Origin of the sequence: Roseateles subflavus, from assembly GCF_030285365.1 — a bacterium.
GTDB lineage: Bacteria > Pseudomonadota > Gammaproteobacteria > Burkholderiales > Burkholderiaceae_C > Roseateles_B > Roseateles_B subflavus.
The window spans coordinates 424,259-444,410 of record NZ_JASVDS010000001.1; the positions used below are offsets into that span (position 1 = coordinate 424,259).

Genomic DNA, 20,152 nt, shown 5'->3' on the forward strand with positions numbered 1-20,152 from the left:
CATGGCCCTGCGCCTCGGTGCCCTGCTGCCCCAGAGCCTCGTGGCCCGGGTGTTCCTGCTGCACTCGGCGGCGATGCTCCTGTTCGTGGGGCTCGGCTTCGGCGGCTTCGTCTGGTACACCACGCGCACGAGCATGGACCAGGCCATCGCCGAGGTGGACACGCTGGGCAGCCTCATCAGCCCGGCGGTCGGGGAGTCCGCCGTGATCGGGGACTACGACACGATCAAGCGCCTGCTGGAGCGCGCCATCGACCATCCGGCCCTCGACAAGGCCCAGTTCATCGACATGAAGGGCGCCCTCATCGACGTGCGGCGCCAGGAGCATCCCGGGATCGGCGCGCCGGACTGGCTGCTGCACCGCCTCGAGAACGAGCTCGTGGACGCCAATGTGCCCATCGGCGTGGGCGGTCGGGACTACGGCGTGCTGCGCCTGAGCTTCCACACCCAGCGCGTGGCGGGCGAGATCTGGCGCCAGGGCCTGCTCGCTCTCGCGCTGGCGCTCACGGCGCTGGGCAGCGGTGTGGTGCTGGTGTGGTTCCCGCTGAAGCGCTGGCTGGGCAACCTCGGCAAGATCCAGGCCTTCGGCGAGCAGCTGCAGACGCAGGGCGGGCATCTCAGCAGCGTGGCCCCCGACGGCGCGGCGCCACTGGAGTTCCGCCAGACCTTCGAGATCCTGAACAAGGCCGCTGCCTCGCTGCAGGCCGAGCGCGCGCAGGCGGCCGTCACGCTGTCCGCCATCGCGGACGGCATCGCCACCACGAACGCGCAGGGCGAGCTGGTGCTCGTCAACCCCGTGCTGGCCGACTGGCTGGGCAGCAATCCCCAGGACCTGCTGGGCCGCAGCCTGCGCTCGCTGGTGCCGCATCTGCATGACGACGACGACCAGGAGTCCAGCAGCCTCGTGCTGCTGCCCCGTACCTTCGGCGCACCGCGCATCGTGTCGGTCAGCCGCTCCGCCGTCCGGGCCGATGACGAGCAGATCGCCGGCTGGGTCTACGCCCTGCGCGACGTGAGCGAGCAGCAGCGCCTGGCCGCCCAGCTCCGGGAAGAGCTCGCGGCACGCGCCGCCGCCATGCGCTCGATGCGCGAGCTGCTCGAGCAGCACCGCAACCGCGGCAGCCTCTCCAACCTGCTGGCGCTGCGGGACGAGGCGCCGTCGGAGATCGAGCACCTCTCCCACCTGGTGGGGGACCTGGTCCAGCAGCTGAGCAGCCAGTCCGACCAGCTGGAGGCGATCTTCGCGCTGAGCCCGGACGCCTTCGTGGCCTTCGACGCGCAAGGGGTCGTCCACTACGCGAGCCCGGCCTTCGAGACCCTCACCGGCTGCGAGGTCGCGGAAGTCCTCGGGCTGGACACCGCGGGCCTCATGCGCCGGCTGCGGGCGCACTGCGTGGAGTCGCAGCCCGCCTTCTCGATCGAGCAGCTCGCCGAGCGCCGCTGCACCATCGAGCTCGCCCAGCCGCGCGACCGTGTGCTCGAGCTGGCGCTGCACCGCGGCACCGGCGCCACCATCCGCCAGGTGCTGCACATCCACGACCTGAGCCACCAGGTGGCGGTGGACCGGCTCAAGAGCGAGTTCGTCACGACGGCCGCGCACGAGCTGCGCACCCCCATGACCAGCATCTACGGCTTCTCGGAGCTGCTGATGATGCGCACGCCCTCGCCGGAGCGGCTCCAGGACATCCTCGGGCGCATCCACCGCCAGAGCCAGGCCATGATGCAGATCCTCAACGAGCTGCTGGACCTCTCGCGCATGGAAGCCCGCCGCGGCAAGGACTTCGTGTACGAGCAGCTGGCGCTGGCGCCGGTGCTGGCCGAGCTGGTGAAGGACTTCCAGCCCGCCGACGGCCGCGAGGCGCCGGTGCTGCAGACCGCGCCGGACGTCGGCCTGGCCGAGGTCCGCGTGGACCGCGCCAAGCTGCTGCAGGCGCTGCGCAACGTGCTCTCCAACGCCTACAAGTACTCCCCCGGCGGCGGCGAGGTCCGCGTGACGCTGTCTCGCCAGCCCACCCGCGACGGCAGCGGCATGCAGCTGGCCATCGGCGTGCAGGACCGCGGCATCGGCATGAGCGCGGAGGAGCTGAGCCACGTGACGGAGCGCTTCTATCGCGCGGACAAGTCCGGCGCCATTCCCGGCACCGGCCTGGGCATGGCCATCGTCAAGGAGATCGTGGACCTGATGGACGGCCGGCTCTCGCTGAGCAGCGTGCCCGGCGAGGGCACCTGCGTGACGCTGACGCTGCCGGAGCGCCTGCCGGTCGGGGAGGCCTGAGCAGGCCCGTAGATCGCCGGGTCGGGCGGCCCCGGCCCCGGCCCCTCAGGACGTGCCGTGCATCATGGCCCGCCACTGCGCGCGCCAGCGCCGGAAGCGCTGCTGGAGCTGGCGCTTGAGCGCCCGCGCCTGGCGCCACAGCAAGGTGGCATGCAGCCAGTCCAGCACGCCCTGCTTCCAGGCCGTCCAGCGCCCGTACAGCCGCGCGAACCAGGGCAGCGCCATGAGCGTGGGCTGCGTCAGGTGGAAAAGACGGGCCAGCAGCGCCGTACCGCCGAACTTGACCGAGAGAATGAGGAGCAGGCCCAGCAGCGCGCGGCCCGAGGCCATCAGCCACACCGCCAGCAGCTTCACGGGGATCGCCAGCAGGAAGGGCAGCGCCAGCACGACCAGCGCCGGCTTCGGCGGGAGCGCGCGGATGCGGTCCTCCAGCCACTTGAGCGGCGGCCACTGGGCCAGCCATGCCATCAGCCGCTGCAGGGGCACCCAGCCCCATTCCTCGAAGAGGATGAGCAGGGCCATCAGCAGGCGGCCCAGCCAGCGCAGCGGTGCGATCAGCAGCTTGAGCATGGCCTCATGATGCGCCGCAGGGCGCCCTCTGCCAAAAGCCATGCGCGCAAGGGGGAAGAGGCGCTCATGGCTGGGAAGGCCCGGAGCGGCCGGGGTCAGACGCCGCGCGCGCGGTCCGCCGCGAAGCGGGCGCGGAAGCCCTCGAAGTCGCCGGCATCGAGCGCGTCGCGCACCTCCTGCATCAGGTTCAGGTAGTAGTGCAGGTTGTGGATGCTGGTGAGCATCGGGCCCAGCATCTCGCCGCAGCGGTCGAGGTGGTGCAGATAGGCGCGGCTGAAGCCGCCACTCACCGTGCCGTCGGCGTTCGTCACGCCCTTGCAGGTGTAGCAGCTGCAGGTCTCGTCCACGGGGCGCTCGTCGCTCTTGTAGCGGCTGTTGCGCAGGCGCAGGTCGCCGAAGCGGGTGAAGAGGTGGCCGTTGCGTGCATTGCGCGTGGGCATCACGCAATCGAACATGTCGATGCCCTGGCGCACGCCCTCGACGAGGTCCTCCGGCGTGCCCACGCCCATCAGGTAGCGCGGCTTGTTCGCCGGCAGCTGGTGGCCGGTGTGGTCCAGCACGCGCAGCATGTCCGCCTTGGGCTCGCCCACCGAGAGGCCGCCGATGGCGTAGCCCGGCAGGTCCAGCTCGACGAGGCCCGCCAGGGAATGATCGCGCAGGTTCTCGTACATGCCGCCCTGCACGATGCCGAACAGCGCGTTGGGGTTCTGCAGGCGGCTGAACTCGTCCTGGCAGCGCTTGGCCCAGCGCAGGCTCATCTCCATGGACTTGCGCGCCTCGAGCTCGGTCGTGATGTGGCCCTTGGTCTCGTAGGGCGTGCACTCGTCGAACTGCATGACGATGTCGGAGTTCAGCACCGTCTGGATCTGCATGGAGATCTCGGGCGTGAGGAAGAGCTTGTCGCCGTTGACCGGCGAGGCGAACTTCACGCCTTCCTCGGTGATCTTGCGCATCTCGCCGAGGGACCAGACCTGGAAGCCGCCGGAGTCGGTGAGGATGGGCTTGTCCCAGCGCTCAAAGCGGTGCAGACCGCCGAACTGCTTCATGATGTCCAGGCCCGGGCGCATCCAGAGGTGGAAGGTGTTGCCCAGGATGATCTGCGCGCCCATCTCCTCGAGGGAGCGCGGCATCACGCCCTTGACGGTGCCGTAGGTGCCCACGGGCATGAAGATGGGCGTCTGGACCACGCCGTGGTTGAGCGTCATGCGGCCGCGGCGGGCGCGGCCCTCGGTCTTGAGGAGTTCGAACTTCAGCATGGGCGCGATTGTCGCAGGCATGGGCCCGCGAGGCCACGCGCCCGCGCCGGAGGACAATCCGCCCCATGCCCTTCAGCCTTGCCGACACCGTCCACAGCGAACTGATCATCAAGAAGAGCCGCTTCCTCGGCTGCGTCGAGCCCTGCGCGGACCGCAGCCTCGCGCAGGCCCGCGTGGCGGCGCTGAAGCAGGCGCACCCGGGCGCGGCGCACGTCTGCTGGGCGCTGCTCGCGGGCGGGCAGTCGGCGGCGAATGACGACGGCGAGCCCGGCGGCACGGCCGGCCGGCCCATGCTGGACGTGCTGCGCCATCAGGACCTCGACGGCGTGCTCGCCACCGTGGTGCGCTACTTCGGCGGGGTCAAGCTGGGCGCGGGCGGCCTGGTGCGGGCCTACACCGACAGCATCGCCCAGGCCCTGCTGCAGGCGCAGAAGATCCCCCGCGTGCGCCAGACCCGCCTGCGCTGCACGCTGCCCTACGCGCTGGAAGGGCTGCTGCGCCGCGAGATCGAGCTGGCGCAGGCGCAGCTGCAGGACGTGCAGCACGGCGCGATGGTGGAGATGCACCTGAGCCTGCCCGAGCCGCAGGCCGCCGCCTTCCAGGCCCGGCTCAACGAGGCCTGCCAGGGGCGGCTGGGCTGGCTGACGCCGGACGAGGCCTGATCAGCCCTCGCGGCGCTCCAGCAGCATCGCGTCCCCGTAGCTGAAGAAGCGGTAGCCGCCGGCGATGGCGTGGCGGTACAGCGCCATCACCGTCTCGTAGCCCGCGAAGGCCGAGACCAGCATCATCAGCGTGCTCTTGGGCAGGTGGAAGTTGGTGACGAGGCGATCCACCACGCGGAAGCTGAATCCCGGGGTGATGAAGATGCTCGTCTCGCTGGCACCGGCCTGCAGCGTGCCGCCGCGGGCGGCGGACTCCAGCGCGCGCAGCGTGGTCGTGCCCACGGCGACGACCTTGCCGCCGCGCGCACGCGTCTGCGCGATGGCCTCGACCGTCGCGGCAGGCACCTCGAAACACTCGCTGTGCATCTGGTGCTCGGCGATCTTCTCCACGCGCACCGGCTGGAAGGTGCCGGCCCCCACGTGCAGCGTCACATGGGCCGTCCCGATGCCGCGCGCGGCCAGATCGGCGAGGACGCCCTCGTCGAAGTGCAGCGCCGCCGTCGGCGCGGCCACGGCGCCGGGCGAGCGGGCGAACACGGTCTGGTAGCGGCGGACGTCATCGGCGCTGTCGTCATGGGTGATGTAGGGCGGCAGCGGCACATGGCCGTGCTGCTCCAGCAGCGTGAGGGGATCCCCCGAGAGGCGCAGGTGGAAGAGCCCGTTGTCCGGGCCGCAGCGGCCCAGCACCTCGGCATCGAAGGCATCGGCGAAGCGCACGACGGCGCCGGGCTTGGGACTCTTGCTGGCACGCATGTGCGCCCAGACTTCCTGCGTGCCGGGCAGCACACGCTCGATCAGCGCCTCCACCGCACCGCCGCTGGCCTTGGCGCCATAGAGGCGCGCCTTGATGACCTGGGTGTCGTTGAAGACCAGCAGATCGCCGGGGTTCAGTAGGCCGGGCAGCTCGCGAAAGATGCGGTCCACCGGCGGCTGGCCGCGGCCGTCCAGCAGGCGCGAGGCGCTGCGCTCGGCGGCGGGATGCTGGGCGATCAGCTCGGGGGGGAGGTCGAAGTCGAAGTCGGCAACGGTGAAGTCGCGCGTCGCGTCGGAAGGAGGACTGCTCATGATTTGAGGGCCGGACAGACCCGTGCCAACGAAGGTTGCGAGGGCGTGGCGCGCCGGCGGCGTGCCACGGGCGGATTGTTCCACGCCCTCAGGAGGCTTGATGCGCATCAACGTCCGCCGGGGCTGGCGGTGCCACCATGAAGTCAAGGAGCCTCACATGAGCACTGCCCTCACCCCCGGCCAGAAAGGCCTTCTCGAGACCGCCCTGCTGGCCCAGCGCCAGCGCCTGGAGAGCGAGCTGGCGCTGCAGCTGGGCGGCACGGACCGCGTCACCCATGCCCGCGAGCAGCTGCTGCAGGACACCGACGGCGAGACGGCCCACGACGCCGATCGCGAGGTGGATCTCGCCCGCAGCGACGCCACGCTGCAAGCCCTGCGCGAGATCGATGCCGCCCTGCAGCGACTCCAGGATGCCGACTTCGGCCTGTGCGCCGACTGCGGCGGCGCCATCGCCTTCGACCGCCTGCGCCTGAGCCCGCAGGTCACCCGCTGCATCACCTGCCAGAGCGCCACGGAATCCCGCGGCGGCCACGCCCACCCCGCCACGCTCTGACGCGGCCGGGCACGTCTTTTCCCTGTTATGACCCAAAGGAGCTTCGCATGAGTCTTTTCCACGCCGTCGTCTGGCTGGACCACCACAGCGCCAACATTCTGCAGTTCGACGCCGAGCATGTGCAGGCCGAGAAGGTCAAGGCCCATACCCACCACACCAAGCAGCATGGCAGCGCCGTGCGCAGCGAGCATGAGTTCTTTGCCGACGTCTGCGCCGCGCTGAACGGCATCCAGGAGATCCTGGTGGTGGGCTCGTCCACCGCGCAGAAGGACTTCAAGCACTACGTCGAGAAGCACCGCGCCGCGCTGGTGAGCAGCATCGTCGGCTACGAGTCGGTGGACCATCCGAGCGACAAGCAGCTCGTCGCGCTGGCCCGCCAGTACTTCCTGAAGCACGACCGCATGGCCGGCGTGCCGACGCCGACCTGATCCCCGGGACCTGCCGGTCCGCCCGACACGACGCCCTGGCCCGCCAGGGCGTTGGTCATGGCGCGGCCGCTCAGGGCCGCGGCGCGGACAGCATCTCCATGCGCTGGCGCTGGCGCAGGCGCTGCTGCTCGATGTCCAGCTCGCGCAGCAGCCCGCGCAGGCGCTTGCGCTCGTCGTCGGTCTTGGCCTCGGCCAGGTCGCGCTCGAGGCGCTGCATGTCGCGGTAGTTGCGGTCGATCTGCTGGCCGACGTCGTAGATGCGCTTGGCGGACTGGTAGGCGTCCTCGAAGGCCGCGCCGTCCGGCTGATCGGCGCAGACGCCGCGGTAGAACTCGCCCTTGAGACCCAGCTGCCAGCCATTGGCGGGGCGGCAGTAGCGGCGCACGCCCTCGGCCCAGCCGGATTGCCAGCGAGCCTCGTCGGGATGGACGCCGACCTTGCCGCAGGCCTGGGCGTGGTCCTCCACGCGGTCGCGGGTCTGGCCATCGCGGCCGTCCTGCACGCCCTTCTGGTACCAGTCGGCGCGCTGGCACTCGCTCTCGCTCATGCTGGCGCAGCCGCCCAGCACGGCCATCGCGGCGATCGCCGCGGCCGTGGCCGCGGCCCGGCTCCAATGGCCTGCATGCTTGCTGTTCATTCCTCGGCTCCTCGATCGGTCAGGGGGTGGATGCTCAACGCATCTTCGCCGATTCCCGCTGACCGGCACCCGCGACCTGCCGAGGCGCTCCGGCTTAGGCAGAATGCCGCCCATGTCCGCCGACCCCGATTCCTCCACCCGGCCTCCCGCGGCCCGCGAGGCCAGCTCCGCCGCCGGCACGCCTGGCGCGACCAAGTCCGGCCCGAAGAAGGCCATGGAGAAGCTCGGCCTGCGGCGCGACATCGACCTCGCCCTGCACCTGCCGCTGCGCTACGAGGACGAGACGCGCCTCACGCCCATCGCCGAGGCCGGCGAGGGCGAGACGGTGCAGTGCGAGGGCGTGGTGCGCGAGTCCCGCGTGGAGCTGCGCGGGCGCCGCCAGCTCATCGTGCGGCTGCAGGACGAGGGCTCGCAAGGCGCCGGCCGCGCGCGCGGCACGGAGCTCACGCTGCGCTTCCTGCACTTCTACCCCACGCACCAGAAGAGCCTCGCCGTGGGTCAGCGCGTGCGGGTGCGCGGCGAGATCCGCGGCGGCTTCTTCGGCCGCGAGATGGTCCACCCGACCTTCCGCGCCGTGGACGAGGACACGCCGCTCGCGACCGCGCTGACGCCCGTCTACCCGGCCGGCGCGGGCCTGCCGCAGGCCTATCTTCGCAAGGCCATCGCCGCCGCGATGAAGCGGGCGCCGCTGGATGAGGTCCTGCCCGCCGGCACGGTGCCCAAGCCGCTGCCGCCGCTGCGCGAGGCGCTGAACTACCTGCATCACCCGCCGCCGCTCGCCCGCCTGGGCAGCCTGGAGGACCACAGCCACCCGGCCTGGCAGCGGCTCAAGTTCGAGGAGCTGCTGGCTCAGCAGCTGAGCCAGATGAAGGCCCAGCGCGAGCGTGCGCTGCTGCGTGCGCCCATGCTGCCCACGCGCCCCGGCGGGCTGCAGGAGCGCCTGCTCGCCGCCCTGCCTTTCGCGCTGACCGGCGCCCAGCGCCGTGTGTGCGAGGAGATCGCACACGACCTCGCCCGCCCGCAGCCCATGCACCGGCTGCTGCAGGGCGATGTGGGCTCGGGCAAGACCGTGGTCGCGGCCATGTCCGCCGCCATCTGCATCGAGGCCGGCTGGCAGTGCGCGCTGATGGCGCCCACCGAGATCCTGGCGGAGCAGCACTTCCGCAAGCTCATCGGCTGGCTGGAGCCGCTGGGCATCCGGGTCGCCTGGCTGACCGGCTCCGTGAAGGGCAAGGCCCGCCAGAAGATGCTGGACGCCGTGGCCGACGGCAGCGCGCAGCTGGTGGTGGGCACGCACGCGGTCATCGAGGACAAGGTGCAGTTCAAGTTCCTCGGCCTCGCCATCGTCGATGAGCAGCACCGCTTCGGCGTGGCCCAGCGCCTGGCGCTGCGCAAGAAGCTGGAGTCGCAGACCGGCGAGCTGCCGCCCGGCTACGGCGACCACGTGCCGCACCTGCCGCCGCAGCGCTCGGGCATCGAGCCGCACATGCTGATGATGAGCGCCACGCCCATCCCGCGCACGCTGGCCATGACCTACTTTGCCGACCTCGACGTCTCCACCATCGACGAGCTGCCGCCCGGCCGCAGCCCCATCGTGACGCGGGTGTTCGCCGACGGGCGCCGCGACGAGGTCATCGCCAAGATCGCCGACGCCGTGGCCGAGGGGCGGCAGGTCTACTGGGTCTGCCCGCTGATCGAGGAGTCCGAGGCGCTCGACCTGAAGAACGCCACCGAGACCCATGCCGAGCTCAGCGCCGCGCTGCCGGAGCGCATGATCGGGCTGCTGCATGGCCGCATGCCGCCGGCCGAGAAGGCGGCGGTGATGTCGCTGTTCTCCGCGGGCGAGATGCAGGTGCTGGTCGCCACCACGGTGATCGAGGTGGGCGTGGACGTGCCCAACGCCAGCCTGATGGTGATCGAGCATGCCGAGCGCTTCGGCCTCTCGCAGCTGCACCAGCTGCGCGGCCGCGTGGGGCGGGGCTCGGTGGCGAGCGTGTGCGTGCTGATCTACACGGGTCCGCTGTCGCAGACCGGCAAGGAGCGCCTGCGCGCCATGGCCGAGACGACGGACGGCTTCGAGATTGCGCGGCGCGACCTCGACATCCGCGGCCCCGGCGAGTTCATGGGCTCGCGCCAGAGCGGCGCGGAGCTGCTGCGCTTCGCCGACCTGCAGGAGGACGCGCCGCTGCTGCAGGCCGCGCGCCGCCTGGCGCCGCAGCTGCTGGACGCGCATCCCGCCGCCGCGGCGAAGCACGTGGACCGCTGGCTGGGCAGCAAGGCCGAGTTCCTCAAGGCCTGAGGCGCGGGGCCCCGGCTCTCAGGGGCGGCAGCCCTCCCGCGGGGGCGTGCCGGGTTGGTAGCCGTCACTGAGCGTCTCGAGGAAACACAGCAGGTCGCCCAGCTCCGCCGCCGTCATGCGCGGCGTGGCGCTGCCGAAGGGCGCCTGCACGTTGACGTTGCCGCGCACGGCCACCGGCAGGTCGTCGAAGCGTTGCACCACGCCGTTGACCGTCGGGTACCAGCGACCCGGGTCGCTGTCCCGCGTGTTGTAGAACTCGAGGACCGTCATCAGCGAGTTGAAGCGCCCGTTGTGGAAGAACACGGGCCGGCGTGCGACGTTGCGCAGATTGGGCGTGCGGAAGGCGCCGCACACGGCGGGCGTGGCCAGGTCCTGCCGCTGCGGGCCGCACAGGCCCTGGTCGAAGTAGGCGGGATCGCGGTTGGCCGGCAGGTCCGGGTTGCGGGGGACGCCCAGCACCGCGTAGCCGAAGTTCGTGAAGCGCGGCTGCACGGACGACTGCGTGACGATGTCGTGGCAGCTCATGCAGTTGCCCTTGGCGGGATCGCGGAAGAGCTGCAGGCCGCGCTGCTCGGGCGGCGTCAGCTGCGCCTGGCTCTGCAGCACGCGGTCGTACTTGCTGTCGAAGGGATGGAACTGGGCGCTCTCGCGCTGGAAGGCCGCCAGCGCCTGCGTGGCCTGCGTCAGCTTGAGCTCGTCGTCGGCCGTCTCGCCGAAGACCTGGACGAAGAGCGGCGCGTAGGCGGCGCGGCGCAGCTTGCCGGCCAGGACCGCGACGCTGCCGTTGTCCATCTCCAGCGGATTCAGGAAGGGCAGGCGCGCCTGGGCCTCGAGGCTGGCGGCCCGGCCGTCGCTCATCAGCCCGCCGCGCAGGCTGGCAAGGCTGCCGTCCCCGCGGCTGAAGGCAGGCACCAGGTCCAGGTAGCGCAGGGAGGGCGCGGCGCGCAGGCCGAATTCGGTCTCGAAGGCGCCCCCGACCTGCACGGGCAGCGCATTGGACGGCCCGTGCGCGAAGGCCGGGTCGTGGCAGGTGGCGCAGGACATGCGCCCCGAGCCGCTGAGGTTGCGGTCATTGAAGAGGCGCTCGCCCAGCTGCACCCGGGCCAGCGCCGCCTGCTCCGGCGTCGTCGTCGGGCCGACGACCGTCCCGCCGCCGCCACCGCCGCCGCAGCCCACCAGGGCCGACAGGCTCAGGAGCGCACCGGCAGCGAGGATGGCCGCCCGGTGAGTCGGGCGAGGCCGGGCGAAAGGACGGAACGGACGGAGCGGTTGGGCGGGCATGGCGCGCATTGTGGTGCGGGGCCGCGCCGCTGCCATCGCATCCTAGGGAAATTCCTCAGCGTCCCGCCATGGGGCTGCGCGTCCAATGCCCGAACGCACCGCATCCCCAGCGAGAGGATCCCATGCCTGGACAAGAACAACGCCGCCGCCTGATCCTGGGTGCCGGCATGGCCGGCCTGCTGCAGGCCTGCGGCGGTGGGGGTGGCTCATCGCCCACGCCCACGCCCACCCCGACACCCACGCCGACGCCGACGCCCACACCCACACCCACGCCCACACCGAGCGCCGGCCAGCCCTGGTACTTCTATGGCGGCAATGCCCAGCACACGGCGCAGGCCAGCGTGGCCGCGATGTCGCTCAAGCGGGTGCTCTGGACCGTGCCGGTGGACCGCCAGCCGCCCTACCGCGCCGGCGGCTTCCTGCTGATCCACTACGGCACGCCGGTGATCAGCGCCGCCAACACGGTCATGGTGCCGGTCAAGACGACGACGGCCGGGGACTTCATCGTCGATGCGCGCAAGGGCGCTGACGGCAGCCCGCTCTGGACGCTCGCCACCGACTACGTCCTGCCCGCCAGCAGCTGGACCCCCGCCTTCAACATCGCCCTGGACCGCCAGAACCGGCTCTACGTGCCCGCCAAGGGCGGCCGCGTGCTGCAGCGCACGCAGGTGGACCAGGCCACCGGCAGCACGGCACCGATCGCCTTCTACGGCAACGCCGCCTATGACGCCGCCCCTGCCAGCTTCGACAGCAGCGTGCTGATCAACACCCCGCTCACGACCGGCGCCGACAGCGCGCTGTACTTCGGCTTCATCGCCCGCAGCGGGGCACCGCTCGGGCTGCGCGGTGGCATCGCCCGCATCGCGGCGGACGGCACCGCCACCTGGAAGGCCGTGGCCGATCTCGCGGGCGACCCGCTGATCTACCAGCCGGCCATGAACGCGGCCCCGGCGCTGTCCCCGGACGGGCAGACGCTGTACGTGGTCGCCAACACCGACCCCGCGCTGGGCAGCCAGACCGGCTATCTGCTGGCCCTCGACGCCACCACGCTGCAGCTCAAGGCCCGGCGCGCGCTCGTCAATCCGGCCACCGGCCTGCCGGCCCGCGTCAGCGACAGCAGCACGGCCTCGCCCACCATCGGGCCCGATGGCGACGTCTACTACGGCGTGCTCGAGGGCGCCCGCAGCGACCACAACGGCCGCGGCTGGCTCCTGCATGTCGATGCCACGCTCGCCCAGCTCAAGACGCCCGGCTCCTTCGGCTGGGACGACACGCCCTCGGTGGTGCCGGCCGCCGCCGTGCCAGGCTACGCCGGCGCCTCGAGCTATCTGCTGCTCGTGAAGTACAACAACTACTACGGCATCGGCACCGGCAACGGCCAGAACCGCATGGCCCTGCTGGACCCCGCCGCCACGCGCGCCGACCCCCTCACGCCGGCCGTGACCGTCATGAACGAGGTGATGACCATCCTCGGCCCCACGCCGGACCCGGACACCCCGGGCGGCGTGCGCGAGTGGTGCGTGAACTCGGCGGCCATCGACGTCGTCGGCCGCGCGGCGCTCGTGAACTGCGAGGACGGCTTCCTCTACCGCTGGGACTTCCGCACCAACACCTTCAGCGAGGCGGTGCAGATGAATGCCGGCGTGGGCCAGGCCTACACGCCGACGGTGACCGGGCCCGACGGCCGCGTCTACTCCATCAACAACGCGCAGCTGCACGCCGTGGGGACCTGACGCGGCCGGGCCGGCCGGGGGTTCAGCGCAGGCGCTGGACCCAGTACACCAGCACCTCCTGCTGCGGCTCGATGTCCGAGGCGCTGTAGTAGTAGGTCGGCTGGCCGTTGATGGCGTAGACCGTGCTCATGCCGGAGATCACGCGGCCGAAGACCGTGTAGCCCGGCTTGGCGGCGCTCTCGTAGTCCAGCGTCTTGCTGTTGTCGACCACGTTGATGAAGAACTGCGAGGTCGCGCTGTTCGGCTCGCTGCGACGCGCCATGGCCACCGTGCCCACGAGATTGCTCAGGCCGTTGTTGGATTCGGACAGGATCGGCGCGTAGGTCGGCGTGCGCGGGCGCATGCCACTGGTGTAGCCACCGGCCTGGATCACGAAGTCGCGGTCGACGTGGTGGAACAGCGTGTTGCTGTAGAAGCCGTCCGACACGTAGCGCAGGAAGTTGTTGACCGTGATCGGGGCGTAGGTCGGGTAGAGCTCGATCACCATCTCGCCGCTGCTGGTGAGCATGCAGACGGTGGGGTAGCTGCTCTGGGCGGCAGCGGCCAGGCCGGCGCTGCTGCAGCTGAGCGTGGGCGGATTGGGCTGCGGGTTCGGGCGCGGGTAGGGGCCGCCGCCGCCGCCACCGCTGTGGTATTCCGCACCGCCGCCGCAGGCACTCAGGACCGCAACGGCCACGGCCGCCACACTGCGCAGGATCAGGGATTTCATGGCTGGGTTCTCCTCGGTACCCAGCACAACGCGGCAAGGCCCGCGCCCGATGACCGCGACCGCGCGCGGCTCGCACAACTGTCAGGCCTTCCAGCCCTGCTTCTTGACAAGCGATCGCTACACTTCGGCGCGCCTGCCGCCCTGCGCGGCGGCTCCCAAGACTCGCGCGGCCACCCCGGCTGCGCACCAACCGCACTGCACGCCATGAAGATGTCCCCGACCCGCCGCCTCACCCTGATCGCCACGCTGGCCACTGCCCTGGGCCTGAGCGCCTGTGGTGGCGGCAGTGGCGGCGGCACGCCGCCCGTGGTGGAAACCGTGACCATCACCGAACTGACCGTGGGCACGGGCCCCACCGCCACCTCCGGCAAGACCGTCACCGTGCACTACACCGGCTGGCTCTACGACGCCACGGCGGCCGGCAACAAGGGCAAGAAGTTCGACAGCTCCGTGGACCGCGGCCAGCCCTTCACCTTCGTGCTGGGCGCCGGTCAGGTCATCGCCGGCTGGGACCAGGGTGTGCCGGGCATGAAGGTCGGCGGCAAGCGCAACCTGATCATCCCGGCCAGCCTGGCCTACGGCTCCACGGGCGCGGGCAACGGCGTGATCCCGCCGAACGCCAAGCTGGTGTTCGACGTGGAAATGCTGGGCGTGCAGTAAGCGCAGGCCTCCCGGCGCCCGCACCGGCGCCGGCCCGCGGCGTCAGGCCTCGAGGTTGTCGATGAGGCGCGTGCTGCCCAGACGGGCGGCCGCGAGCGCGACCAGCGGCTGGCCCTCGGCCGGTGCGCCCAGGTCGTGCTGGCGGCGCAGCACCACGTAGTCCGGCGCCCAGCCCGCCGCGCGCAGCGTCTCCAGCGCGTCGGCCTCCAGCGCGGGCAGGTCCCGCTCGCCGGCCTGCCAGCGGGCGATGAGGGCCTGGAGCGTGCGCGACAGCAGCAGCGCGTCCACCTTCTGGCCGTCGCTGAGGTAGCCGTTGCGGGACGACAGCGCCAGGCCGGCATCACTGCGGCAGGTCTCGCCGCCGAGAATGCGGATGGGCAGCGCCATCTGCTGCACCATGCGGCGGATCACCATGAGCTGCTGGTAGTCCTTCTTGCCGAAGACGGCCACCTGCGGCTGCACGATGTTGAAGAGCTTGGCCACCACCGTGCAGACGCCGGTGAAGAAGCCGGGCCGGAAATGCCCCTCGAGGATGTCCGCCAGCTCGGCGGGCGGCTGGACCTTGTAGCCCTGCGGCTCGGGGTACAGCTCCTTCTCCGAGGGCGCGAAGACGGCATCGCAGCCCACGCCGGCCAGCAGTTCGCAGTCGCGCTCCAGCGTGCGGGGGTAGGTGTCAAAGTCCTCGTGCGGCGCGAACTGCAGGCGGTTCACGAAGATGCTCGCCACCACCACGCCCTGCGGCCCGACGGCCTCGCGGGCCTGGCGCACCAGGGACAGGTGCCCCTCGTGCAGATTGCCCATGGTGGGCACGAAGGCAACGGGGCCGCGCCCCTGGAGGGCGGCCCGCAGGCCGGCGATGTCGTGATGGATCTGCATGATCGGGAGGCGTTCGGGGGCGGCGGCCGGGTCAGAAGCCGTGCACGGCGTCTTCCGGGAAGGTCTGGGCCTTCACCTCGGTGACGTAGCGCTGCAGGGCCTCCTGCACCGAGGCAGCGCCCTGCATGAAGTTCTTGACGAAGCGGGGCTTGCGGCCCGAGGTGATGTTGAGCATGTCGTGCAGCACCAGCACCTGGCCGGAGCAGCCCACGCCCGCGCCGATGCCGATCACGGGAATCGGCAGGCTGCGGGTGAGCTCGGCGGCCAGGGCCGACGGCACCATCTCCAGGACGAGCATCTGGGCGCCGGCCTCGACCAGCTCCTCGGCGTGCGCGCGCAGGCGGGCGGCGGAGGCTTCGTCCCGACCCTGCACCTTGAAGCCGCCCAGGGCGGTCACGGTCTGCGGCGTGAAGCCCAGATGGGCGCAGACGGGGATGCCACGCTCGACCAGATAGCGCACGGCCGGGGCCGTCCAGCCGCCCCCCTCGAGCTTGACCATGTGAGCGCCCGCTTTCACCAGAGCCGCGGCGCTGTGCCAGGTTTCGGCCAGCGTGCCCTGGTAGCTGCCAAAGGGCAGGTCGCCGACGATGAAGGCCGTCTTGCGGCCGCGGGCGACGCAACGCGTGTGGTAGACCATCTCCTCCAGCTCGACCGGGGCCGTCGTGGGCTGGCCCTGCAGGACGTTGCCCAGGGAGTCCCCGACCAGCATCACGTCCACGCCGGCCTCGTCCAGCGCCTGGGCGAAGGCGGCGTCATAGCAGGTCAGCATGGCGATCTTCTCGCCGCTGGCATGCATGTCCAGCAGGCGCTGCAGGCTGACGGGTTTGCGCTCGGTCGTCATGGCGTGAAGCCCTCACGGTTGATCACGGTTTGAAAAGCTGCGGCAGTGTAGCGGGGCGCTGCGGGTTTGCACCGAGCCCGGCAGAATGTAGGGCTCATACCCTAAGAGCTTCTGGAGATCGATAGCATGACCCTCACCGAGCTCCGCTACATCGTCGCGGTGGCCCGCGAGCGCCACTTCGGCCGCGCGGCCGAGGCCTGCTTCGTGTCGCAGCCCACGCTGTCGGTGGCGATCAAGAAGCTGGAAGAGGAGCTGGACGTCAAGATCTTCGAGCGCGGCGCCAGCGAGGTGACGGTCACGCCGCTGGGCGAGGACATCGTCCGGCAGGCGCAGTCGGTGATCGAGCAGGCCAGCGCCATCAAGGAGATCGCCAAGCGTGGCAAGGACCCGCTGGCCGGGGCGCTGCGCCTGGGCCTGATCTACACCATCGGCCCCTACCTGCTGCCCGAGCTGGTGCGCCACACCATCGAGCACTACCCGCAGATGCCGCTGATGCTCCAGGAGAACTTCACCGTGAAGCTCCTGGAGATGCTGCGCACCGGCGAGCTGGACTGCGCCATCATGGCCGAGCCCTTTCCCGACACCGGCCTGGCCCTGGCGCCGCTCTATGACGAGCCCTTCGTCGTCGCCGTGCCCGCCGGGCACCCGCTGGCGCAGCGCGAGTCCATCAGCGCCGAGGAGCTCAAGGCCGAGACCATGCTGCTGCTGGGCACCGGCCACTGCTTCCGGGACCATGTCCTGGAGGTCTGCCCGGAGTTCGCCCGCTTCTCGAGCGACGCCGAGGGCATCCGCAAGAGCTTCGAGGGCAGCTCGCTGGAGACCATCAAGCACATGGTGGCCTCGGGCATGGGCATCACGGTGGTGCCGCTGCTGAGCGTGCCCAAGGAGCCGAGCCCGCATCTGCGCTACGTCCCCTTCAGCGCGCCGGTGCCCAGCCGGCGCGTGGTGCTGGCCTGGCGCCGCACGTTCACGCGCTACGAGGCCATCGCCGCGCTGCGCAACGCGGTCTACGCCTGCCCGCTGGCGGGCGTGGCGCGCCTGTCCTGAGCGCCCGGGCGCAAGAAACGGGTGGCCCGCCGCGAACGGCCTGCCCAGAATGACGGCATCGTCGTCCCGCCCCCCCCATGCCGCCATGGACCAGCCGTCACTGAAGCTTCCCGCCACCGGCGCCCCGCCGCCGCGCTATGCCCGCGTCCGTGCCGCCATCGAGACCATCGCCGCCAGCCCCCAGGCGCCCAGCCTGGAGTCGCTCGCGCAGGCGGCAGGCCAGAGCCCGTCCCATTTCCAGCGCAGCTTTGTGCAGCTGGCCGGCATCAGCCCCAAGGAGCTGAGCCAGGCGCTGAGCCTGGACCGGGCCAAGCAGGCGCTGCAGGCGGCGGCGCCGGTGCTCGGCGCTTCACTGGACGCCGGGCTGTCGGGGCCCTCGCGCCTGCATGACCTCTTCCTGAGCCTCGAGGGGCTGACGCCGGGCGAGTTCAAGGCGGCCGGCGCCGGCCTCGTGGTGCAGTGGACCTGTTTCGAGAGCCTGCTGGGCCCCGTCTTCCTGGCCGCGACCCCGCGGGGGGTGCTGCGCATGGCCTTCCTGCCGGGGGTCCAGTCCGATGGGGATGGGGACGCCGGCCCCGCCCTCGCCGAAGCCCGGGCCGCGCTGCCGGCCGCGCGCTGGGTGCGTGACGACGGCGCCCTGGCCGAGCTGGCGGCGGAGGTGCAGCGGCGCCTGTCCGGGGCGGCGCCGCAGCGTCCGATCGGGCTCCTGATGAGCGGCAGCCCGCTGCGGCTGCAGGTGTGGCGCGCGCTGCTGGCGATTCCGCCGGGGCGGATCTGCTCCTACAGCCAGCTGGCGCAGGCAGTCGGGGCGCCGCGGGCCGTGCGGGCCGTGGCCAGCTGCGTGGCGGCCAACGCCATCGCCTACCTCATCCCCTGCCACCGGGTGATCCGGGCCAGCGCCCAGTTCGGGGAGTACCGCTGGGGGCCGCAGACGAAGCGGGTGCTGCTGGGGCTCGAACTGGCCCGGCACGCCCCCTGACGGCCCCGAAGGCTCAGATCATGCGGACGGTGCCGCTGCGCACGCGCTCCTCGAACTGGCTCTGCACCGCTTCCCATTCCTCGAAGGTGGAATCCGTCACTTCCAGGCCGTCGATGCCCTGACCGGGGCGCAGCAGCGGCAGGCTCAGCAGGCCGAGCGCCTCGCGGCCCACGCGGGCCCAGCGCCAGGCGTCCGCGAACGCGCCCTTGGCGGCGTGAGCCGAGGTGGATGCGGGAGCAACAGCAGCAACGTGGAACATGGCGACCTCTCGTGAATCAGTGCACGAAGTGTCAAGCGCGAGGCCCTCGCGGCCGCATCCCACCGAAGTGGCCCCCTCCTCCCCCCATTGGTGGGAGCGGCCGGGGCCTCCCCCCGAGTGGGAGGCCCGCCACAGCCCCTTGCATCGCTGACGGAATACTGTACATTCATACAGCACATTCACCGTGCTCGCCAAAGAGGCCCGTCATGCACCTGGACCTGAACAACCCCCGCAGCATCGTCACCTGGTGGCAGGTCTACCCGGAGCGTCACGGCCCGCAGCTGAGCGCCCTGGCGCGGCTGCAGCCGCAGTTCGCCGCCAGCATCCGCGAAGCGCGTCGCCTGATCGACGACGACCCCCAGCTCGCCGCCCGTCACGCGGCGGCCCGCCTCCAGCAGGGGCGTCAGTCCGGCTGGGTGCCCAGCGCCGAGGACCTCGCCCTGGACGGCGTGGCCGAGGAGCAGGGCGCCGACCTCGCCCCTGACTCCCCCGGCACGCTGGACGACGCTCACGAGCCCCCCCTGCCCTCTGGCGCCTGGCATTGATCCGCCGCCGGCGCCCCGCCGGGGCACCGCCGGCTCAGTAGCTGCGCGCCTCGATCACCTCGCGCACCCGCCCCAGCGCCCGGCGCAGCTGCGGGATCTCGACCGACCCCAGGGCCAGGCGGATGGCATGCGGGACGACGGGACCCGTGGCGTAGGGTTCCGCCGTCGAGACCGACACCCCCTGGCGCAGCAGGTCCATGGCGACCTGGTCCGCCCGCACCTCCTCGCCCAGCGGCAGCCACACGAAGTAGGAGCTCGGGTGTCCCTGGCGCCGCAGCGGCCCCAGTACCTCCGCCGCGAGCTGCTGACGCTCGGCGGCATCCGCCCGCTTGCGCGTCTCCAGCCGCGCCACGGTGCCGTCCTCCAGCCAGGCGCAGGCCAGGGCGCTCGTCAGGCCCGGCGTGCTCCAGCTGCAGGCCCGCAGGGCGCGCTCCAGGCGGGGGATGGCGTCCGGCGGGGCCGCCACGAAGCCGGTGCGCAGCCCCGCCGCCACACTCTTGGACAGGCCGGTGACATGCACCGTCCGCTCCGGTGCCAGCGCCGCGAGAGGCAGCGGCGCTTCCCCCGCGAGATAGGCGTAGGCCCCGTCCTCGATCACCAGCAGCCCCTCGCGCCGGGCCAGGGCCGCCAGCTCGCGGCGGCGCGTGAGGCTCATCACCCAGCCCAGCGGGTTGTGCAGGGTGGGCATGGTGTACAGCGCCTTCACGCGGCGGCGCCGGCAGGCCGCGGCCAGGGCGTCCATGTCCGGCCCCATGCCGCTGGACGGGATCGGCAGCAGCTCCAGCCGCAGCGACTCCGCGACGAGCTTGAAACCCGGATAGCTCAGGCTGTCCACCGCCACCACGTCCCCCGGCTGCAGCAGGGCGATGCCGCACAGCATCAGGCCATGCTGAGCGCCCTCCACCCACAGCACCTGGGCCGCCGGCACCTGCAGGCCCTGTGTCGCCAGATGCCGCGCCGCCAGCGCCCGCTCATGGGGGCGCCCGCCCAGGGGCTGATAGCGCAGCAACGCGTCCAGGTCCCCGCCCTGGGCCAGCTGGCGAAGCGCGGCCCGCAGCGCCTCCGCCTGACCGGGCAGCGAGGGGTAGTTGAAGCTCAGATCAACCATGTCCGCTGCCGAGGCCAGCAGATCCACGCCCTGCCCCGGTGGCAGCGCGATCTCCTTGACGAAGGTGCCGCGCCCCGTCTCCCCGCTGACCAGGCCCATGGCCTCGAGCTCGGCATAGACGCGGCTGGCCGTGACCAGGGCGAGGCCTTCCCGCGCGGCCAGCTGCCGGTGCGTGGGCAGGCGGGTGCCCGGCGGCAGACGGCCGGCGCGAATGTCGGCGGCGAGCTGGTCAACCAGCTGCTTGTAGCGGGCGCGGGGCATGGGCAGGTGTCGGCGGCGCAGGCGGCGTATCCATGACGATTTTTTGATTGTATTGATTGCCGTCCCTAGCATGGCCCCAGGCGCTGCGGATCGGCCGCGGCGCGCACGACC

At 71.6% G+C, this 20,152-nt stretch carries 20 protein-coding genes; 10 read left to right on the forward strand and 10 right to left on the reverse strand.

Annotation, left to right across the window (positions count from 1 at the left end; genetic code table 11):
* Nucleotide 1 precedes the first annotated feature (1 nt).
* The gene (locus QRD43_RS01955; RefSeq protein ID WP_285980789.1) at nt 2-2,272 is read left to right on the forward strand and encodes a PAS domain-containing sensor histidine kinase; all 2,271 of its coding nucleotides are present in this window, start codon (nt 2-4) and stop codon (nt 2,270-2,272) included.
* A 45-nt stretch (nt 2,273-2,317) separates the two neighbouring features.
* Here the strand turns inward: QRD43_RS01955 and QRD43_RS01960 are convergent, their stop codons facing one another.
* Entirely contained in the window at nt 2,318-2,842 is a 525-nt protein-coding gene (locus tag QRD43_RS01960) for a hypothetical protein (RefSeq protein ID WP_285980790.1), read from the reverse strand.
* A gap of 95 nt (nt 2,843-2,937) precedes the next feature.
* Nucleotides 2,938-4,098 (reverse strand): tRNA guanosine(34) transglycosylase Tgt, encoded by a 1,161-nt coding sequence (gene tgt / locus QRD43_RS01965; RefSeq protein ID WP_285980791.1) that lies wholly within the window; start codon nt 4,096-4,098, stop codon nt 2,938-2,940.
* A 65-nt stretch (nt 4,099-4,163) separates the two neighbouring features.
* On the opposite strand from tgt, the gene QRD43_RS01970 reads away from it, so the two are divergent.
* Nucleotides 4,164-4,760 carry an IMPACT family protein gene (locus tag QRD43_RS01970; protein ID WP_285980792.1) on the forward strand — a complete coding sequence of 199 codons (597 nt, stop codon included), beginning with the start codon at nt 4,164-4,166 and terminating at the stop codon, nt 4,758-4,760.
* Here QRD43_RS01970 and queA read toward each other — a convergent pair whose 3' ends face one another.
* The gene (gene queA, locus QRD43_RS01975; protein ID WP_285980793.1) at nt 4,761-5,825 is read right to left on the reverse strand and encodes a tRNA preQ1(34) S-adenosylmethionine ribosyltransferase-isomerase QueA; all 1,065 of its coding nucleotides are present in this window, start codon (nt 5,823-5,825) and stop codon (nt 4,761-4,763) included.
* 157 nt (nt 5,826-5,982) lie between these two features.
* Here queA and QRD43_RS01980 point away from each other — a divergent pair, with 157 nt between their 5' ends.
* Both QRD43_RS01980 and QRD43_RS01985 read left to right on the forward strand, forming a co-directional pair.
* On the forward strand, nt 5,983-6,378 hold the full coding sequence (locus tag QRD43_RS01980; RefSeq protein WP_285980794.1) for a TraR/DksA family transcriptional regulator: 396 nt from the start codon (nt 5,983-5,985) through the stop codon (nt 6,376-6,378).
* A 47-nt stretch (nt 6,379-6,425) separates the two neighbouring features.
* Nucleotides 6,426-6,806, forward strand: a complete 381-nt coding sequence (locus tag QRD43_RS01985) for a hypothetical protein (RefSeq protein ID WP_285980795.1) — start codon at nt 6,426-6,428, stop codon at nt 6,804-6,806.
* A gap of 70 nt (nt 6,807-6,876) precedes the next feature.
* Here QRD43_RS01985 and QRD43_RS01990 read toward each other — a convergent pair whose 3' ends face one another.
* Nucleotides 6,877-7,443 (reverse strand): DUF2799 domain-containing protein, encoded by a 567-nt coding sequence (locus tag QRD43_RS01990; RefSeq protein ID WP_285980796.1) that lies wholly within the window; start codon nt 7,441-7,443, stop codon nt 6,877-6,879.
* Nucleotides 7,444-7,546: 103 nt separating this feature from the next.
* Here QRD43_RS01990 and recG point away from each other — a divergent pair, with 103 nt between their 5' ends.
* The gene (gene recG / locus QRD43_RS01995) at nt 7,547-9,742 is read left to right on the forward strand and encodes an ATP-dependent DNA helicase RecG (RefSeq protein ID WP_285980797.1); all 2,196 of its coding nucleotides are present in this window, start codon (nt 7,547-7,549) and stop codon (nt 9,740-9,742) included.
* An 18-nt stretch (nt 9,743-9,760) separates the two neighbouring features.
* Here recG and QRD43_RS02000 read toward each other — a convergent pair whose 3' ends face one another.
* Nucleotides 9,761-11,023 carry a cytochrome-c peroxidase gene (locus QRD43_RS02000; protein ID WP_285980798.1) on the reverse strand — a complete coding sequence of 421 codons (1,263 nt, stop codon included), beginning with the start codon at nt 11,021-11,023 and terminating at the stop codon, nt 9,761-9,763.
* A gap of 122 nt (nt 11,024-11,145) precedes the next feature.
* On the opposite strand from QRD43_RS02000, the gene QRD43_RS02005 reads away from it, so the two are divergent.
* Nucleotides 11,146-12,756, forward strand: coding sequence for an SMP-30/gluconolactonase/LRE family protein (locus QRD43_RS02005; protein ID WP_285980799.1), 1,611 nt, complete (start codon nt 11,146-11,148; stop codon nt 12,754-12,756).
* A gap of 22 nt (nt 12,757-12,778) precedes the next feature.
* Here the strand turns inward: QRD43_RS02005 and QRD43_RS02010 are convergent, their stop codons facing one another.
* The gene (locus QRD43_RS02010; protein WP_285980800.1) at nt 12,779-13,465 is read right to left on the reverse strand and encodes a peptidylprolyl isomerase; all 687 of its coding nucleotides are present in this window, start codon (nt 13,463-13,465) and stop codon (nt 12,779-12,781) included.
* A 210-nt stretch (nt 13,466-13,675) separates the two neighbouring features.
* On the opposite strand from QRD43_RS02010, the gene QRD43_RS02015 reads away from it, so the two are divergent.
* Nucleotides 13,676-14,125, forward strand: coding sequence for an FKBP-type peptidyl-prolyl cis-trans isomerase (locus QRD43_RS02015; protein ID WP_434063823.1), 450 nt, complete (start codon nt 13,676-13,678; stop codon nt 14,123-14,125).
* Between the two features lie 42 nt (nt 14,126-14,167).
* On the opposite strand, the gene panC is transcribed toward QRD43_RS02015, so the two are convergent.
* Both panC and panB read right to left on the reverse strand, forming a co-directional pair.
* Complete coding sequence (gene panC / locus QRD43_RS02020) at nt 14,168-15,001, reverse strand: pantoate--beta-alanine ligase (RefSeq protein ID WP_285980801.1); 834 nt, start codon at nt 14,999-15,001, stop codon at nt 14,168-14,170.
* A gap of 31 nt (nt 15,002-15,032) precedes the next feature.
* Nucleotides 15,033-15,842, reverse strand: coding sequence for a 3-methyl-2-oxobutanoate hydroxymethyltransferase (gene panB / locus QRD43_RS02025; protein WP_285980802.1), 810 nt, complete (start codon nt 15,840-15,842; stop codon nt 15,033-15,035).
* Between the two features lie 126 nt (nt 15,843-15,968).
* Between panB and QRD43_RS02030 the strand changes: the two genes are divergently transcribed.
* Complete coding sequence (locus tag QRD43_RS02030; protein WP_285980803.1) at nt 15,969-16,889, forward strand: LysR substrate-binding domain-containing protein; 921 nt, start codon at nt 15,969-15,971, stop codon at nt 16,887-16,889.
* Nucleotides 16,890-16,974: 85 nt separating this feature from the next.
* Nucleotides 16,975-17,868 (forward strand): methylated-DNA--[protein]-cysteine S-methyltransferase, encoded by an 894-nt coding sequence (locus tag QRD43_RS02035; RefSeq protein ID WP_285980804.1) that lies wholly within the window; start codon nt 16,975-16,977, stop codon nt 17,866-17,868.
* Between the two features lie 13 nt (nt 17,869-17,881).
* Here the strand turns inward: QRD43_RS02035 and QRD43_RS02040 are convergent, their stop codons facing one another.
* Entirely contained in the window at nt 17,882-18,127 is a 246-nt protein-coding gene (locus tag QRD43_RS02040) for a hypothetical protein (protein WP_285980805.1), read from the reverse strand.
* Between the two features lie 206 nt (nt 18,128-18,333).
* On the opposite strand from QRD43_RS02040, the gene QRD43_RS02045 reads away from it, so the two are divergent.
* Entirely contained in the window at nt 18,334-18,672 is a 339-nt protein-coding gene (locus QRD43_RS02045) for a hypothetical protein (protein ID WP_285980806.1), read from the forward strand.
* Nucleotides 18,673-18,706: 34 nt separating this feature from the next.
* Here QRD43_RS02045 and QRD43_RS02050 read toward each other — a convergent pair whose 3' ends face one another.
* Complete coding sequence (locus QRD43_RS02050) at nt 18,707-20,041, reverse strand: aminotransferase-like domain-containing protein (RefSeq protein WP_285980807.1); 1,335 nt, start codon at nt 20,039-20,041, stop codon at nt 18,707-18,709.
* Nucleotides 20,042-20,152 lie beyond the last annotated feature (111 nt).